11 protein-coding genes are annotated in these 17,466 nt (G+C 35.7%); 1 reads left to right on the top strand and 10 read right to left on the bottom strand.

Going from position 1 to position 17,466, the window contains the following annotated elements:
- Nucleotides 1-38: 38 nt before the first annotated feature.
- The gene (locus tag WCV66_RS08785) at nt 39-1,157 is read right to left on the bottom strand and encodes a hypothetical protein (protein ID WP_338788678.1); all 1,119 of its coding nucleotides are present in this window, start codon (nt 1,155-1,157) and stop codon (nt 39-41) included.
- A gap of 23 nt (nt 1,158-1,180) precedes the next feature.
- Nucleotides 1,181-4,531 carry a pectate lyase gene (gene pelA / locus WCV66_RS08780; protein ID WP_338788677.1) on the bottom strand — a complete coding sequence of 1,117 codons (3,351 nt, stop codon included), beginning with the start codon at nt 4,529-4,531 and terminating at the stop codon, nt 1,181-1,183.
- 301 nt (nt 4,532-4,832) lie between these two features.
- On the opposite strand from pelA, the gene WCV66_RS08775 reads away from it, so the two are divergent.
- Complete coding sequence (locus WCV66_RS08775) at nt 4,833-5,693, top strand: AraC family transcriptional regulator (protein WP_232329101.1); 861 nt, start codon at nt 4,833-4,835, stop codon at nt 5,691-5,693.
- Between the two features lie 151 nt (nt 5,694-5,844).
- Here WCV66_RS08775 and WCV66_RS08770 read toward each other — a convergent pair whose 3' ends face one another.
- From WCV66_RS08770 to WCV66_RS08735, 8 genes are all read right to left on the bottom strand, one after another.
- Nucleotides 5,845-7,950, bottom strand: a complete 2,106-nt coding sequence (locus WCV66_RS08770; RefSeq protein WP_338788675.1) for an ABC transporter ATP-binding protein — start codon at nt 7,948-7,950, stop codon at nt 5,845-5,847.
- 28 nt (nt 7,951-7,978) lie between these two features.
- Complete coding sequence (locus tag WCV66_RS08765; protein WP_338788674.1) at nt 7,979-9,778, bottom strand: ABC transporter ATP-binding protein; 1,800 nt, start codon at nt 9,776-9,778, stop codon at nt 7,979-7,981.
- 279 nt (nt 9,779-10,057) lie between these two features.
- Nucleotides 10,058-10,807, bottom strand: coding sequence for an NAD(P)-dependent oxidoreductase (locus WCV66_RS08760; protein ID WP_338788672.1), 750 nt, complete (start codon nt 10,805-10,807; stop codon nt 10,058-10,060).
- A gap of 171 nt (nt 10,808-10,978) precedes the next feature.
- Nucleotides 10,979-12,244, bottom strand: coding sequence for an MFS transporter (locus WCV66_RS08755; RefSeq protein WP_066340147.1), 1,266 nt, complete (start codon nt 12,242-12,244; stop codon nt 10,979-10,981).
- 33 nt (nt 12,245-12,277) lie between these two features.
- Nucleotides 12,278-12,592 carry an L-rhamnose mutarotase gene (gene rhaM / locus WCV66_RS08750; RefSeq protein WP_066340150.1) on the bottom strand — a complete coding sequence of 105 codons (315 nt, stop codon included), beginning with the start codon at nt 12,590-12,592 and terminating at the stop codon, nt 12,278-12,280.
- 389 nt (nt 12,593-12,981) lie between these two features.
- Nucleotides 12,982-14,616, bottom strand: coding sequence for a helix-turn-helix domain-containing protein (locus WCV66_RS08745; RefSeq protein ID WP_338788671.1), 1,635 nt, complete (start codon nt 14,614-14,616; stop codon nt 12,982-12,984).
- Nucleotides 14,616-16,436 carry a sensor histidine kinase gene (locus WCV66_RS08740; RefSeq protein ID WP_338788670.1) on the bottom strand — a complete coding sequence of 607 codons (1,821 nt, stop codon included), beginning with the start codon at nt 16,434-16,436 and terminating at the stop codon, nt 14,616-14,618. The genes WCV66_RS08745 and WCV66_RS08740 overlap by 1 nt, the downstream gene beginning before the upstream one ends.
- Nucleotides 16,426-17,466 carry an autoinducer 2 ABC transporter substrate-binding protein gene (locus WCV66_RS08735; protein WP_338788669.1) on the bottom strand — a complete coding sequence of 347 codons (1,041 nt, stop codon included), beginning with the start codon at nt 17,464-17,466 and terminating at the stop codon, nt 16,426-16,428. Before WCV66_RS08735 ends, WCV66_RS08740 begins: the two co-directional genes overlap by 11 nt.

The raw sequence follows: 17,466 nt of genomic DNA, 5'->3' as shown, positions 1-17,466 counted from the left end.
GCTATATAAAGGTTAGAGCAGAATATATGGGTAATATCCTATTCATTAAAGTACAGCTTAAAAAAGTCTAACGATTCTTTTAATGGAACAATGGGGATTCCTACCATTTTGTAAAGCTGCTGACGAATCAATGTTGTTTGTGTGCTAGCATTCATATCACCCTCATATAACCCCTTGCTTAAAACAACAGGCTCAGGCATATCTGGATATACCTCTCCTGCTTTTATTTGAGCTACATTTGGAGCTGGTGGTGATGTTTCAATTTCCCGAGAAAACCCACCGTCTGGCCGTTTTAATTTCCTCATATTTTTAATCGTAATATCAATAATTTCCTTTAATTCACCATGTGGAATTTGTAGATTTGCATAAGAAAGAAGATCAATAGGATTACGAATATAACACATATCCCCAGCCTCTTCAGTACGCAAACAGTGCAAAATACTTTGATAGATTCGATCAGTTTTTGGCATTGGAATTTGAAAACTGCTATAAAAGGTATGGAGCTTAAATGTACCTGATATTCTTACATATAAGCTGCCTTCTCCCCATAAGCCCGTTTTTGGATCTTGAATACTTTCTAGGAAACTTACTGCTTCCTTTAAAAATGGCATTCTTTCATTTTCTTCCATTTGCCCAATGTATACACATGAGGTTGCTAGCAAATCACAACCTCTCCAACTATTTCGTAAATCAATGCTTTTCCATTTTCCCAAGTAGGTTTCGGGTGATTTTATATAATCAGGTGCTGCCATTGCCTCCACAGGAAGTGCATAAAGTGGCTCACTTCCTAAATATTGAAGTGCACTCGTACAATAATTAAGTGCTCTGTGCACCATCACTTCATCTTTTTTCATCGCCGGATGATCATCGAAAAAATAACCTGTAGCCGGATCCTGTTTCCGCTTGAAAAAACTGATCATTGCTAGTTTCATTTTTTCTGGCATGTCCTTAAGCAAATTATTTCGAATGATTATATTCAAGGCTTGTGCAGTCGATTCAATATCTGGAGCAAATTGTCTATTGGTAGATGAACTCCTAGCATAGTAAAATCCTCCTGACGTTGGATCATACTGACCTGCTAACCAGTGAAAAAAGTCTCTGTATACATCTTCCAATTTATCCACGTGGTCTACCAATTCTTTTTTCTTTCTGTCCATCCCTGTACTCCTTACATTGCTTATCATTTTTTAGGATTCCAGCCTTTTAGCACATTTTCAATTGTATACAATTTTGCCTCTTCATCCGTCAGCTGCGGACGAGATGGATTAGCTCCTGGTCCTTCATTTTGATATTCATAAAATCGTGCATCCTTAGCACTGAAGCCAGACATATCTGTCCATCCTGCCTCATGGATATGAGCCCCTAATTCAGAATTTTTAAATACAACACTAGCAATTGCACTTGGATCACCACCAGGATGCCATGGCCTTCCTAAGTACACAGTTCCATCTGCTGCTTCACTTTTCAATCGACTATTTAAAAAGAGGTAGCCATATGGTTCATTAATATTAGTGCTTGCAGCTGTAATATATCCATTATTTGTCGTGGACCCTCTATCGACAGAAATGATATCACAGTCATCAAATACCGCTCTTCCACCTCCGAAAATAAAGTCAACATCTCCTTCAATATAACACTGACTAAAATATTGAGTTCCTGCGTTTACATAAAGGGTATCCTGATTCCCGATAAAGCGAACATTATGAAATGACATTCTATCACCTCGAGTATATACGGCAACAGCTTGGGATCCCCCTTCTACTAAGCTTTCGTCAAAGGAATTTTCCATTGTTAAATTTTTTGCGACAAAATCACTAGCATAAAGGTACACACTTGCACTTCCACTTGTTCCATAAGTACCACCTTCTGGTTTCGGTTTTTTCGCATAGTTATCATACGTTAAAATTGTTTTTTCAGCACTTTCTCCGATTAATGTGATAAATGGTTTATTTGCAGGTATTTTCACCACTTCTTTATACACACCATTGTGAATGAAAATCTCAACAGGCTCTGTATTATTTGCTGGGACTGCATCAATTGCTTCTTGAACTGTTTGATAGTCTCCACTACCATCCATTGCAACAACTAGCTTGCTAGAAATAGCGCGTAATTCTTCTGTAGCATCTTCCACTCTCTTTAATTCTCCTTTAACCAGTTTTCTACCAAACTGATCCACTTCATCATTTTGTAAAACTTCAACAAATACATGATTCTCAAAATATCCGGTTGTTTTCGCAATTTCTAACAGCTGTTTTGCATAGCTGCCTCCCCATGAATAGCCATCACGGCGTTCCTGCTCAATTTCCTGGATTGTATGTTTGATCACACCATCTCTACCAGAGAAAATTGGTTTATTTGTTCCTATCTCATAAAATCTATACCAAGTAACAGCTTGCTGATCCTCAACAAAATACACACCATTCGGATCTCCGCTTACGTAGCGAATTCCTTCTAACTTCACATCATCAAACCATTGAAGCGCACCATTGACAGCTCTTTGAATAGCTGGCGTTTGATTAGGACGTGACATTAGAAATTTAACAATCCCAACAGATTCACTTCCTGAAATGGATGGATGCTCATATGCACGAGCGTGCTGTGGTTCATATGTAACAGGATCATGTTGAGCACACCATGCTGTTAGCTTTCCATCAACCTCAATTTGTGATTTTAGGATATAATCAATCCCTTTATCAACTGCCATTTCTAACTTCTCATCATATTGATCATTTATCAGACTTTTATCGAACGGATATGCCTCATTTCTCAAATCATCAAAAAGCTCTAAGACATTAATCATCGCATTATCATTAAATGTAACAAAATTCGAATAATACACTGAATCTTCTGGCGACTCACCACGCATTGGGTATACCTGTGGCCACCCACCACTGTCATACTGCATGGTTAACAGAAAATCAATTCCCTTTAGTACACTTTCCTTCAGTTTTTCGTCCTTTGTTTCACGATAAACTTCAGAAATAAACCGAATTTGGTTAATTGTTGCATTATTATCAATGGTACCTAATTCTTCTCCATTTGGTCCAAATTGTTTAGACCGTTTCTCCTGACCATCCCAAGGACGGCTGTACTCATTTTCCATACTTTTCGTCCAACCACCATGATCCATTTGCCATGAAACTAAATTGTCTGCTTGTTTTTTCAGCTCTTCTATATCTCCAGAGAATTTATTTTCTTCTTTCCTAACTAGTTTCCCTTCTTGTAATGATTCTTGTAATTCATAAATTATAACTGTATCACCAAATTTATTTTCTCCTACCGCAGCTCGAGTTGGATACATATTTTGTAAAGACGGATTCAATCCTTTAAAGCTACCGGTTGCAGCCTTTACTGCAAATGATTTCACATCAAAATCATCAAATCGGCCGTTTACCATCACAGCCACTAAATTAGATGCAACAGCTTGGGCACTTACGACATGAACTTGCTTTGATTGATGATCTACAGAAGTTGCTATTTTTCCAAAAATGATCTCTGCTTCTTCGAATGTTAAGCGGTCATTCTTGCCAAATCCCGGTTTACTAGTCATATAACCATTTGAAACAACCGCACCCACTGCAGCTTCTCCATTCCCTTGGGAATCCTGTTTACCTTTTCCTGGTTGTAAGTCTAATACTTCAACAATGATTTTTGCTGCATCTCTACGGGTAATGCCTTCATTTGGATGGATATTACCATCTTGATCTGCAGATACATATCCCTCTTGTTTAGCAGTTTTTACAACATAACTCCACCACTTGTCTTTAGGCACTTCCCAAACATTTTGCTCAGGATCAATATTTTTATAGATATCCTGAGGATAGTAGCCCAAGATTTTATTGATATTAGCAAAAAACTCAACTCTGGTTATCTCTTTATCTTTATTTACGTTGTTGGATGAGACGATTCCTTCTGTTTTTAGTTTCTTTATGGTGACTCCCTCAACCAATTCTTCCATAGATACTTCTTCTACTTCTACAGGTTGTGGTCCATCAGTGTTTGAATCAGATTCTGAATTATGAATGCGTAAATGGTCAATATTTGCTCCTCCGCTTGCTCCTTTACCTGTCGCAACGATCACATTTTCTCCTGCTTGAAGGGTAGCCTTTGTAATAACCGTTTTCCAAGTTGTCCATTCACCCGTCGAATCAAATGCAAGCTCAGCTTCAACAACTTGGTCATTTACCTTTATCTCCGCTGGTCGATTTTCTGCTGCACCATTTGCATAACGAAATTCAAGTGTGTATTCCCCAGTTACCGGAACATCTGAAGCAGTCCAAGTAATCGTTCCACCAGGAGCATTTGGTTTATAATCAACAAAACCTGTTCCGGTGTATCCTGGATGCTGAGAATCAATGATTGCATCAGTGATAACTGCATCTTCTGCTTCATAAATAGAAGCATATTCTTGAACAACCTCTTCCGCGTAAGCCCTTTCATTTTGAAAAACACTAAATCCTGGTGTCATAGCTAGCAAAAACATGATCGTAACGAGTAGACCTTTTCGGAAACCTCTCCATCTCTTTCTCAATAGCCTTCATCCCTTCCATTGATATTTTCTTGCAAGTATGATTATATACTCGGAATAATAATAATAAATATAATCAATTTCTTCAGGATAAGGATAAGGTCCTATAAAATACTAATAAAGGATGCTAGTGAGTATATAAGTTAAAAATGATTATGAACTTTTAACTAGTTCTAAAAGCACTAAATCAAGGTATCTATTATTAATCTGTCTATTTCTATACAAGCATATATTGTTATATTTTCTTTTTAAAAGCGTATGATTATAGTTAATAAGTAAACTATCTGTTAGGGGTGAATTCCTTTTGTGTGTAAAGATGTGCAATCTAACAGCAAATCTAAATAAATTAACCTATTCCCTTTTGTTAGCTGGCTATAAAACTTGTCCTCCAGAATGGCGTAGACAAGGGACACAGCCTAAGCATCATTCTCTGTGGTTTGTCACAAAAGGAAAAGGAGAAGTAATTTTAAACGGTAAAAAACATAAGTTATGTCCTGGTAAACTTGTAGTTTTCACACCTGAGATGGTTTGTGATAAAAAGACTTCTAGAAATCATCCTCTAGAATTTTATTTTGTTCGTTTTTCATATGCAATGGCATTTGAGGAAAAAGAAACGTGGCATTTTAAACAATCTAGGGATGTTTCATTTCCTCTTCATGGTGTCTATACAATTAATAATAACTCAGCAATCGTTGTACTATTAGAACAGCTCAATGCTTTATCAAAAAGACGAGGAGAAACGGTTTCTTTTCAGCAGAAGGTTCTATTTCAAGAACTTTTACTAACCATCATCCAAGACTTCCGCTCCCAAATGATTACCGGTGATAGTAAAAAAGCAATTGAAGGAACGATCGAATATATGGTTGATCACTACAATCATCCAATAACCTTGTCTGACTTAGCAAATATAGCAGGGTTAAGTGTAAGTCACTACTCAAGACTATTCAAAAAATATATTGGATTAAGTCCGATTGATTACTTAACACATCTACGAATTGATCGCGCTAAAGAACTGCTCGTCCTTTCTGATGTACGTATCAAAGAGGTTAGCCAAAATGTTGGGTATATCGATGAACTTTATTTCAGTAGAATATTTAAGAGAATTGTCGGTGTATCCCCTTCACAATTCTGTGATGATCAAAAATTAGTACCGGATTCAAACTAAGTTTGAAAGCGTTTTATATACATAAATTAAATTATATACGGCATTAATTTTTCTATCTAAAAGCGAATTAAAAATGAGCCAAAAGAACGGAACAATATTTTTGCTTACTATTATAAGCGTAAAATATTGTTCCGTTCCCGTTTTAAAACATCTATACTTTCAGTTTTGTTCGTTGTGATTTGCTCTTATTTTGACTTCTGCATAATTGATAGTAAGCCTGCTTCTTCCTCAATAACTCCTGATGATTTCCCATTTCTATCACTTTACCTTTCTTTAAGACAATTATCTTATCTGCATGCTGGATTGTTGAAAGACGATGAGCAATGATAATCGTGGTTCGATTTTTAGAAATGGCTTTCAATGTTTGTTGAACAACTGCTTCAGTTTCTGTATCAATATTAGCTGTTGCTTCATCAAGAATTAATACGTCAGGGTCTGCGATGATTGCTCTTAGAAATGAGAGCAATTGATTTTGCCCAGTTGACAATACAGTACCTTGCTCACCAAGCATTGTTTCATATTGTTGCGGTAATGAACGAAAAAAGGTATCAATATTAACTGATTTCGCAACTTTAATAATTTCCTCGTTACTTATATTCAGATTGTTAAGGCGAATATTATCAAAAACGTTTCCAGAAAACACAAAGCCGTCCTGCTGAATAATGCCGATATGCCTTCTGAGCTCTGATATTTGTACCTCTTTAATATTTACATTATCAAGAGTAATCCGTCCCTTTTGGATATCGTAGAATCTGTTAATAAGCTGAATAATCGAGCTTTTTCCAGCACCTGTTTCTCCAACAATACCAATCGTTTCACCTGGTTTTATAGTAAAATCGATGTCATTCAGTACCCATTCCTCATCTTTATAAGCAAACGAGACATGCTGAAACTCAATTTTACCGCGGACTTTATTTTCAAACTTTTTAGGATTACTTGGATTTACGATTGTTGGTTTCGTATCCAAGGTTTCAAATATTCTTTCAGCTGAGGCAAGAGCAGCTTGAATCTGGTTAAACTGATCAGCCAATCCTCTTAATGGCTCAAAAAATTGCCTTACGTAATGGGTAAAAGCATAGACAACTCCAAACGTAATCGCACCTTCCAATACATTACTTCCACCATACCAAACGAGCAAGGCCAGTGAAATATTCCCGAAAAGACCAATAGAAGGGTTGAAAATAGAGTTGAGTATAGTTTGACGCATTCCTGCACGGTAATGCTGTTTATTAAGTTCATTAAATCTCTCCAATTGTTTTTCTTCACGTGCAAAAAGTTGAATGACAGTCATTCCTGAGAGATTTTCGGCAAGAAAGGAATTAAGTCTAGAAAGAATAAGCCGAAAATACCTTTGAGCTTTTCTCATAACCGTCTTAAAATAAAATGTCGTAAGTGTTACAGCTGGAATCATAATCAAACTTATAAGTGTTAATTTTAAACTCATGTGTAGCATAATGATAACAATCCCAATCAGGATAAGCACTTCTTTTACTAGATTTACAATAACTTGAGAGTATAATTGATTAAGTGCCTCTACATCATGAGTGATCCTTGTTACTAATCTCCCAATCGGATTTTTATCATAAAACGCAATCGGCATTTTTGAAAGGTGGTTAAATATTGTTTGTCTTATATCATAAATAATCGATTGCCCAGTAAATTGGAGTATATTATGTTGATGGTACATGAATATGGATGATCCGATAATTAATAAGAAATATAAGATCCCTAATAAAATCAGCCCTTCGTAATCATTGTTTCTAAAACGATCAACATCTTTTGAACTTAATTGTGTAACAGGATACATCTTTCCATCAATTCTAATTTCATTTGCCGACTTTTCTAGCTGATAGTTTTCTGAGCCCGAGAGACCTACATTCCACCCGTGAACAAGGTAATGGACGTTCTTAATAGAAACAATTGCAGCTTTTTGAGTATCACTTACTAGCTCATCTGTAGGTAGGGGATCCTTGATTCGAAAATAGACCTCTTTTTGAAACGATGCAGATCTCTCATAGGTAAGCTTTTGTTGTTCCAATTCCTTTTCTAGTTCATTCCCTCTAGATTCTTCAACTGAGATCATTGGTGAGTAGATTCCGTTTATATACGAATCGATTGCTACCTTAATTATGTACGGTTGTGCTAACGTTGCGATGACAATTAAACCTGTTAGTAAAATGGATAATAGTATCCGCCTCCAATATGGTTTGGCGAAGGAAAGCATTTTGTGCAATAACTGGCTATCACTTAGATTCACACTTTTTTTATCTACTTGGTTACGTATATTAACCCCTCCTCTTTTTAATCCGAACCGTTCTTTCACTATAGGACGAGGGAATTGAATCCTCTAATGTAAACTCATTGGATTGTTGCACGAACATTTTTTTATATGTTCCATTTCTTTCAAGAAGAGATTCGTGTGTACCTTGTTCCACGATCTTTCCCTCGTCTAACACAATAATTTGATCTGCCTTACGTATTGTCGAGATACGATGACTAATAATGACTGATGTTCTCCCTTTCATTTCTGTTTGTAATGTTTTTAGAATCAGCTCTTCTGTTTTTGCATCAACAGCGCTAAGACTATCGTCAAAAATCATAATTGGCGATTTTTTTATCATTGCACGGGCAATACTTACACGCTGTCGTTGTCCCCCTGATAATGAAAGCCCTCTCTCACCTAAAGGTGTATCAAACCCTTCAGGAAAATCGATGATATCTTCATAAACATGTGCTTGTTTTGCTGCTTTATAAATATCCTTGTCTTGATAAATAGATGGATCAAATGCAATATTTTCTTTGATGGTTGAAGAAAATAAAAAGTTCGTTTGTGGTACATATCCTATTGAGGTTCGAAGTGTTTTTAATGGGAGATCATGAATATCATAATTGTCTATAAAGATCGATTTTTTAGGGGGATTGTATACACGCAAAAGTAAATTTACAAGTGTAGATTTCCCACTACCAATCTTCCCTACAATTCCTATGCTAGTTCCCTTTTTGATGGTTAGATTAATATTTCGTAAAGCATATCCCTTACTATTTTTATATTGAAAAGATAAATTCTGGATCCTAATATCCCCTTCAAATTTGTTCAAGCGAAAAATTCCTTCTTCATCTTTGATATCTGGAGTGGTTGCAAGAACATCGCTAAGTCTCATATCTGCTGCTTTTCCCTGCTGAAATAGGTTAATAACTTTACCTAAGTTTTCAATTGGTGCGACTAAAAAAGATAAATACGTATTAAATGCAACAAACTCACCGAGCGTTATTGTCCCTTTCATAACTAAAATAGAACCAAACACGACAGAGAGTAAATAACTAAGACCAACTATTCCTTGACTAAGTGAGGTAAATAGTGAGTTGGAACGAATTAATCGTTTATTTGCTTTAACATTTTCAACGTTTTCTTTTGTAAACTTTTTCATTTCTTCCTGTTCTTGTACATAGGTCTTAATAATTCTAATTCCTGTGCAAAATTCTTGTACTCTACTTGTCAGTGTTCCAATTGCTTCTTGAACCTTGCTGGAATGCATCCGGATATTGGTTCGGAATCGATACGCTAAGTAGGTTAAACCAGGTAGAGGGATCAAAACAAGTAAGGTTAAATACAAGTCAATGGTTCCCGCCATCATGGAAATAGTGATCGAGATTAAGACCATTGCCTCAACTGTTTGGAATACACCTTGCATGCCAATTTGCCGAAGAATGTTCACATCATTGACAGCATGTGCCATTAAATTTCCAATTCGCTCTTGTTGATAGTAATCAGCCGGCAATGTCTCCCAATGTGAGAACAATTTTGTACGTAAATCTCTTTCAAGCATTCGTGATAAACGAAAAATATAGATGCGACCTGATGAACGAAATAAGAAAATTCCAATACCCAAGACAATAAACCAAACTGCCAAGTTCCAGAGATCTGAGACTTGAATGGATAAATGCTGAATGCCATCAGTAAAATCTTCTAATAATAGCGGGACTCCTAATTGGAGGACAAGTGAGATCGTTAATAACCCTGATCCTAGTAAATAACCCCATTTATGCTGAAAAAGATGCTGATGAAATATTGGCCGTGTTTTCAAAAAACCCCTCCTTCTTCCTTAATGAGTAGTGTTAGATTACAGCACCCACCCTCAATAAACAATGGATTTCCCTATCATGTTATATGGATTATTTTGCTTAGTACAAAAGCGCAAGCGTTCGATGTTGACTTAGCGTATAAGGAGTGTGAAATTCATTAGGCGCTGGATGTCAAAGCACTTATCCACAGTACACAGGTTTCTTAGACAATAAAAAAAGCAACCCTCTATGTGTTAAAGGGCGCCATTTGTAAGGAGTATCCTATTCTATTCTCAATCAGGCTATAATAAATCCATGGCATTTTTCTTCGATACAAAACCTAATTCTTGCCTAGCATTTTCTGTTGACCAAGGTTTTCCTGGATTGTCAGAAACACCGTAGTATGAACCATACTCAACCATCGATTGTAGCGCTAAATCAAAGAGCTGTACTGTATCTTGATGAGTTAATAAAGTATGTTGTAATCGTTTCTTTTCTCTCACTGCCATATGCTCGTCTTCCTGAACACTCCCAATTCGTAAATTTATGACCGAAAGATTATGACCTTTTTCTCTTGCTAAAATATGTCCAATATTTTCCGATGCTAGCTTTAACACGCCGTAAAGCCCTCGTTGAAACGGATAATCACTCGTTGTGATTTCTCTACCTAAGGAAGAGATACCATCTTTTTCATAATAATCTGTTGTATGATTGCTGCTCGCATATACAACCTTTGGGATTCCTAGTGTAATCGCTGCATGTAGTATATAGAAGGAGGAAGTAAAGTGGATATCCGTCATTTTTTGAAACTGATCGATATTTTTCAAGTCATTCTCTGTTTTGATCGTAAGTAAATTTATTAAAGCATGTGAATCTTTAGGAATGTTTTTTAATAACTGTTCAAAATTTGTTGCATCTATCTGTTTGTAGTTCTCAGTTTGAGCGGGGATGTTTTTATCAAGAACGAAAAATTCGTATTTTTCACTTAGTCCCTTCATTAATATACTGCCAATTGTTCCGGCTCCACCTATGATAGTTACTTTCTTCTTCATTATGCTCCTCCATTATGTAAGGATAATGTATAGACTACTTCTTTTTGCTTTACTTCATACATGAATTCTAGACAAAATATGCAAAGTAAAAACCCCTCTGATTGAAAAATCTCGTAATCAGAAGGGTTTTTTACTAGCTATATTTGTCTAAAAAATATCAACTATTACTTTTTATGCACTGTATCGTTCTTGTTCAATTTGTTTTAATGATTTTCCTCGTGTTTCAGGTGCCATGACATAGCCAATGACTGCTGCGATTAAAAGGAACCCAATCATGATTAGCCCTGAAAGTTTAAATCCTAGAAGTGTAATCATAGTTGGTACGATCAATGAAATCAGACCAACAGCTACACGAGCAATACAGAATAAGAAGCCTTGTGCTTTAGCACGATATTTTGTATGAAATAACTCACTAGCCCAAAGACCATAAAATGCTTGTGCACCAAAACCAGCTGCAATTCCCCAAAAGATAACAAAGATAAATAATTCTGTTAATCCCATATTACCTAATGATAGGACAGCCCAAGCAATGATTCCCATTACAGCACCGACAGTATATAATACTTTTCTACTTACCTTATCTCCTAGTTTAATAAAGACAAAGTATGTTGAAGCAACTGTTAACACCCATAAAAATGCTTGTAACAAATTTGCTTGTGCAGAAGAAAGTCCACCGACTGTTTCATAAATATATGGCATGAAATAGCCCATTACCCCAGCTACTAGATTCCAGAACACATAAATTCCTAACAATAAAGTGATTGCACGGCGATTTGCTTTTATTGTAAAAAGTTCCTTTATAGGATTCTCCGTTTTTTGCCCTGATGCCTTTAACTTTGCTTCTTTTTGTTTTTCTTCTTCCCAAATTGTCGATTCACTAATTTGTTGTTGTAAAATCCATGTTACTAAAGCGATTACAAACAATTGTGCAAAGATAATTCTACTGCCTAGTAGACCTAATGGAGCTAATGCTACAGATAGTAATAATGAAACAGCTGGACCTATTGACCAAGCTAATTGTCCATATCCTACGCGCGCAGCCCGCTCGTTATCTGGTGCCTCTTCTGCGATATACGTCCATGCTGCAGGAATGGCAGCACCTACTGCGATACCTGTAATAATATATCCGATTAATAACATTGGAAAATTAAATGAAAACACGATCAATAGTACACCAAGCATATAAACTAATAGATCATATTTATAAATTAATTTACGTCCATACTTATCAACTAAGATTCCACCGATTAATGCTCCTACTGCTGCACCAAATCCATTTGCACTTAATGCACCTAACAAGCCTAGTTTAAAATCATCTAAATTTAAATATTCCATCCATAGTGTTAATCCACCAGCACCTGCAACGATCGAACCGGCTTCTAAATAGTTCGACATCGCAACAGTGATAGTAGACTTCATTCCTTTTTTTCCAGCCATTTGCTAAAACTCCCTTCCAAGCAAAATCAATGTCTATGCTAAGTAAAATACGTTCGTTAATTCTTTCGTTACCGGACTATTATCTGGGTTTGTTTCCATCAATGGTTCCATATAAGCCCACCACTTTTTGCAAATATCAGTTTCAGCCATTTTTCCCCATCTTTCTTCGTCCTCTATCTCTAAATACGCAAATAACTGTCCTGTTTCCTTATCTAAGAAGATTGAATAATTGTGCACCCCATGTGCTTTTAATTCCTTTTCCATCTCTGGCCAAAGTTCATCATGGCGACGCTTGTATTCGTCAAACTGATCTTTATAAACAAACATAATGCTAGATTTTCTAATCAACTTTGTTCCCCCCTATCAAATTTTCATTTTATAGCGCAAATTAGTATTAAACGATTAGGAATACCCTTACATTTATTGTAAGCGATTGCTGATTGCGCTTTCTAATTGGGTTACTCTTACTATATAAAACTTCTATTATCGATGGTAGGAGACAAAACTAAGGTATGGGGGAGGATATTAAGAAGTTTGAAAAGGGTTACATAGTAATACTTAAATGTTCAAACTATGTTTATCTTCGATTTTGGATATTTATCAACGATTTTCGGAATTTATCTTCGATTTTCAGAATTTATCTTCGATTTTACAAATTTATCTTCGATTTTACAAAATTATCGAAGATTCGACAATTTCTCACACAAAAAAAAGCTTGCGGCACTCCACAAGCTTTTTTACGATGACTTAAAATGAAGTTCACGATACTGGGATGGTGATTGTCCATACCACTGCTTAAAAAGACGGCTAAAATATTTTGTATCTTGATAACCAAGCTGTGTTGAAATATCATATATCTTCAAATCAGTTGTTCCTAATAGGTCCTTTGCTTTTTCGAGACGACATTTGGTCACATAATCTAAAATCGTCTCACCCGTTTGCGCTTTAAAAAAGTTACTAAAATACGTTGGACTCATAAAAACATGTTCGGCGATTTTTTTTATCGTTATGTTTTCCCCAAGATTTTGATGAATCCATTCTTTTGCACGTTGAATGGGGTCTGACGAGGTCTGCTTCTTTCTACTCTCTAGCTTCTCCTTCTGCTGCAATACCCAATGTTTAATACTATCTTTAAGCTGATGAAAATTTGCTGCACGTTTTGTTAACTGAAGAACCTCTGGTAATAGATCTGGTGTTTCTTTAAATATATCGAACTCCATCCATCTATTTACAATCTGAAGGCATAAATAATGGACTGCTTCCTCTATTAATGTTGGTGATTTTAATGTCTCTAGTTCTTGAAAAAATACTTGTAATGCTTTGACAGTCTCAGCTTCACTTTTTCCTTCTGATGCAGAAATAATTTGTTGCACATGTTTATAAATAGAAGTCGTAACATTTTTTGATTGTTGATCAGTAAGATTTTTAAGTAGATCAATCCGAAAAACTTTATTTCCACCATGGATGATTCGGTACTGTTTTAGTGACAGAAGCTGATCCTTTATACTCGTTAATAAAGTTAAGTCTTCAAACATATCTCCTAATGAAATCGAAACAGTATAAGGAGTCGACCGTTGGATCAAATCTTTACAGTCGTAAATGCATTGAATCGTTTTTTTATCAAAATTAGAATCATAGCTTTCCTTATTAAAAAGCAATAACCAATAATGAAGCTTTCCACTTCTCCACCACCAATACATGATATCTGAATCTCCACATTCATTTTCAACGTGCTGTTGAAAAAGAGCTTCAATTTCACGTTCCCAGTTTTCAGTAGCATCTAGTTCTTTGGCTGAAATGACAAGTTGATCAACGCTTATATAGACTAATTTATATGTTCCTTTAGGAAACTGCTGGGTCCAATCGATAAGTGATAAATCCAATTCATCATTCCAGGTTACTTCACTTAATAATTGAATTTGTTTGGCATATTCTAATTTGGAAGCCTTTTCTTTTACTTCAGTCCAATCGTGTTCTTCTGCCCACTTTTGATAAATTTTGTTTTTGACTTCTTCCATTTGTTCAATAAATTGCTTTTTGTCGACAGGCTTGAGAAGATAATTTACAGCTCCTTCACGCATCGCAGTCTGTAAATAGGAAAAGTCATCATACCCGCTAACAATGATGGACGTAAATGAATTCGTTTTTTTTAATTGGTTAACTAGCTTTAATCCATCCATTTCAGGCATTTGCACATCTGTAATAAGAAGATCAAATGTGATCGACTCATTTGTAATGGCGTCAAAGGCCTCTTGTCCATCTGAATACATACCAATGATCTGCCACTCGTCACCACAGGATTGAACTAGCCGTTCCATTCTACGACGAATTCTGTTTTCATCGTCTACAATAATTGTTTTAATCGAAGACATTATTCATCACCATTTCCTACTTGTTTTTTTGAAAGCTGTGGAATTCTGATCATCACCTCTGTACCTTTATCTACCGCACTGTTAATGGTCAATCCATATTGATCACCAAACATCATCACGATTCGTGCATGAACATTTATGATCCCAAATCCTGAATCTCGATTAATCATTGGGTCCTTTTGTAAAAGCTCATTCAAATTCTTCAGCTCTTCTTCATTAATACCGGGACCATTATCTCTAACAATCATAATAATATGAGGATCTTTTATTTCGCCTTTTTTATGGATAAAACCGATTTCTATCTTTAGTGCTTTTCTTTTCTGCATACCATATTTAACCGAGTTTTCAACAATTGGCTGCAAAATAAATTTTGGAGTAAAATATACATCATGCTCATAATCCTTTTGAATGTTGAATGAAATCCTCTCTTCAAATCGAAACTTTTGCAAGGTTAAATAATCTTCAATATGAAGAACCTCTAGTGAGATCGGAACAATTTTATCTTTATTGCTCAATGAAAAGCGCAGCATTCTGCCTAAAATCGCCACCATATCAACGACTAGCTCTGATTCCCCATCCTCTATTGATGCACCGATTGTTTCTAATGTGTTGTACATAAAATGAGGATTGATTTGTGATTGTAATGCATATAATTCTGCTTCCTTTTGTCGTATTTCAATATGATCATTCTTTTTAATTAAGTCTCTAATTTTACTTATCATTGACTGAAAGCTTGAAGCTAGTACGCCAACCTCATCTTTTGAATCAATCGGGATCTTCACATAAAGATTGCCATTTTCAACATCCTTCATAATCCTACCTAGTAAATTAATTGGTTTTGTTACACTCCAGGCAACAATAATAGAAATCAAGGTTGTAATAACAACGAGGATAAGGAAAATTATGATTGCCACCGTTTTTACGACATCTGTTCCCTCTGTTAAGTAGGTAATTGGAATACTATGAACAAGAACCCATTGTTGTTTTGCAGATTGATTAATGCTAATTAATGTTCGATCTTTCTCAATTGTTGTACGAAAGCTTCCATTTAATATTGGATAGTCATCTATTTCTTCAAAATATGTACCAATTTTCTTCTGAAGTGGATGATAGATGATTTGTCCTTGGTCATCCATTACCCACATCGTTGCTCTTTCTTCTTCATCTAGATCTTGAAGAATCTCTTCAATAAACGTTAACTTAACCGCTAAAAACAACGTACCGAGATTTTCCCGGTTATCAAGGTCAACTATCTCTTTTACTACTAGCATATAAGATGGATCTCCCTCAAACGTCAAGTTGACTTCATTTGGAAGTAAGATCTTAGTGTCTCCCCCTAAATCGTGGGCCTCTCCATACGGTAAAAGGGTATTGTTAAAATCAAATCCTTCATAGGCTACTCTAGTACTTATAAATGAACCATTAGTAGATAATAAAAATGCACCTAAAATGTTCGTGTTATTACTCCCAAGGTATGTCCGAGAAAGAAAGCTTTCTACAGTGAATTGATCTTGAAGCATTGACGATTGATCCTTATATGGATTTGCTCGTAAAACAGCCATCACATCACTAGAGTTGTAAATTAAATTTGGTAAATTCCCTATTTCATTGATTTCATTTTCAATGTTTTTATTTGCCTGATTTAACAGCCTAGGAACATATTCTCCTACCTGTTCTTCGATTGCCTTTGTATTTTGATAGTAGGTGATATAGCCCAATACAGCCATTGGAATGACAGTGAGAAGAATGTAGGTAATGATTAATTTTGTTTTTAGCTGGAAGTTCTTTAATCTTAACGCTTCCATTAATTTAGAAATCATACTGATCAATATTCTCCTTCGTAAAATCAATGGGTTGTCCCATTATGACTGTGTCTTCTTTTACTCTAACATTCCCTATATTTGAAATATATTGGTTATCACTAATCTCTTGCCCATCTAGCAGTTCCTTTGCAATACTAACTGTTAAATAACCAAGTTTTTTAGGGCTCCATAGTGTGACAACCTGTGCAGAGCCATCTTTTATATATTCCCTCATTAGATTAGGCGTTGATAACCCTACCACTGTAATCTCACCCGATTTGTTAATATCTTTCACAGCTTGAGCAGCTGCTGGTGGACCAACAGATGAACTTCCAATAATCCCATTAATTTCCGGATGCTTATTTAATAGCTTCTTTGAAGCGCTATAAGCCTTTTTAGGATCATCATCTGTTTCTACAATATCAACAAGCTTCATATTTGGATAATATTCCTTTTGCTGAACTTTCATCCAATTAATCCACTCATTCAAATTCGCTGCATCGCTAGAGCCAGTTATGATTGCAAAACTTCCCTTTTCATTCACTCTTGATGATAATGTATCCATGATATGACGCCCGACTATTTCTGGATCTACCATATTTATGAACAGCTCTCGAAAGTGAGAATTTGTATCTGAGTCCCAAGTAATCACTCTTATTCCCTGTTTTCTAGCTTCTTTTAAAACAGATCCTAGCTTCTTAGGATCATTGGCAGAAATAGCTATTAAATCTACCTTTTGCTCAATATACCCTTTAATGATCGCTTCTTGTTGCTCCCAATCGGCAATTAATGAGCCCGAGTAAAGAACGTTTATTCCTAAATCCCTTCCAGCTTCTTTGACCCCTGTTTCAACTGCATTGAAGTAAGGAATCCCACTTACCTTTGGAATTACAGCAATCGTGTAGTTTTTATGATTTTGAGATGGTTGCGCTTGCTTTTGTTCGTTATGTCCTTTATAGATGACTTCATACTCCTCTGTTTGCGGTCCAATATTGCACCCGCTTACAATTAAAAGTAAGAAAATACAAAATACAATTCGAAAAAACAT

It is taken from the genome of Metabacillus rhizosphaerae (assembly GCF_037201795.1).
GTDB lineage: Bacteria > Bacillota > Bacilli > Bacillales > Bacillaceae > Metabacillus > Metabacillus rhizosphaerae.
Note: the sequence above shows the minus strand (reverse complement) of the source record. Positions and strands in the feature narration are given on the sequence as shown.